The organism is Pseudomonas sp. FW305-E2, from assembly GCF_058782925.1.
Genome location: NZ_JBYSYE010000093.1, coordinates 1 through 1,545, shown reverse-complemented (window position 1 = coordinate 1,545; position 1,545 = coordinate 1). Strand labels below are relative to the sequence as shown.

At 64.5% G+C, this 1,545-nt stretch carries 1 protein-coding gene; it reads left to right on the top strand.

Annotated features, from left to right (window positions below; all coding sequences use genetic code 11):
- The first annotated feature begins 144 nt into the window (after positions 1-144).
- On the top strand, positions 145-1,443 hold the full coding sequence (locus AC3WLP_RS27815; protein WP_019752443.1) for an MFS transporter: 1,299 nt from the start codon (positions 145-147) through the stop codon (positions 1,441-1,443).
- Positions 1,444-1,545 lie beyond the last annotated feature (102 nt).

Sequence of the window (1,545 nt, the reverse complement as noted above, 5' to 3'; positions counted from 1 at the left end):
CCCCCGCCCCTACCCCCCTTGGGCCATCGTCAGTCGGGCGCACACAACAAAACGCTCCGGCGTCCGCGTCACCGTGCCTTCTACAGGGCACGCCACTGCGGGCCAAGCCCATGGAGCCGGACCAGACTGTCAGGGACCTATTCAATGACAAGCAGCACTTACGCCCAAGCGCCTGCCACACCCGTCAACTCGCCTGCGCGGGTCGCCACTGCCAGCTTCATCGGCACCGCCATCGAGTTCTATGATTTCTACGTCTACGCCACCGCCGCAGCCTTGGTGATCGGCCCGGTGTTCTTCCCGTCCGGGTCGGGCACCGCGCAAATGCTGGCCGCCTTCCTCACCTTCGGTATCGCCTTCCTCGCCCGGCCACTGGGCTCGGCGTTGTTCGGCCACTTCGGCGACCGCATTGGCCGCAAGTCGACGCTGGTCGCCTCGCTGCTGCTGATGGGCGTATCCACCACCGCCATTGGCGTGCTGCCGGGCTATGACAGCATTGGCGTGTGGGCGCCGATCATTCTCTGCCTGCTGCGTTTTGGCCAAGGCCTGGGCCTGGGCGGCGAATGGGGTGGCGCGGCCCTGCTGGCTACCGAAAACGCGCCGGAAGGCAAACGGGCCTGGTTCGGCATGTTCCCGCAGCTGGGGCCGTCAATCGGCTTCCTGGCGGCCAACGGCCTGTTCCTGACCCTGGCCCTGGTGCTCAGCGACGAGCAGTTCCGTGAGTGGGGCTGGCGCATTCCGTTCCTGCTCAGCGCCGCACTGGTACTGGTAGGCCTGTACGTGCGCCTGAAGCTCGAAGAGAGCCCGGTGTTCGCCAAGGCCGTTGCCCGCCACGAGCGGGTGAAAATGCCGGTGGTCGACCTGTTCTCGAAATACTGGCTGCCAACCCTGCTGGGCGCTGCGGCCATGGTGGTGTGCTATGCACTGTTCTACATTTCCACGGTGTTCTCGCTGAGCTACGGCGTGACCACACTGGGCTACAGCCGCGAAACGTTCCTTGGCCTGCTGTGCTTCGCGGTGGTGTTCATGGCACTGGCCACACCGTTGTCGGCCTGGCTCAGTGACCGTTACGGGCGTAAGCCGGTACTGATCGTCGGCGGCCTGCTGGCGATAGCTTCGGGCTTTACCATGGAGCCACTGCTGACCTCGGGATCGACTGCGGGGGTGGCGCTGTTCCTGGCCATCGAGCTGTTCCTGATGGGCGTGACCTTTGCGCCGATGGGGGCACTGCTGCCAGAGCTGTTCCCGACCCACGTGCGTTATACCGGTGCCTCGGCGGCGTATAACCTGGGCGGCATCGTTGGCGCCTCGGCGGCACCGTTCTTTGCCCAGAAGCTGGTGAGCATGGGAGGGTTGAGCTGGGTGGGCGGTTATGTGTCGGCGGCGGCAGTGATCAGCCTGATTGCCGTGCTGTGCCTGAAAGAGACGCGCAATACCACGCTGTAAGCCACTGGGGCCGCTTTGCGGCCCTATCGCGACACAAGGCCGCTTGTGTCTTGATGGGGGATTAGAATCTGGAGTGAGAGCGGTGAATGGCAAGCTGAATGC

Coding starts and splice junctions, on each gene's coding strand:
- AC3WLP_RS27815 (WP_019752443.1), top strand. CDS start 145: ATGACAAGCAGCACTTACGCCCAAGCGCCTGCCACACCCGTCAACTCG.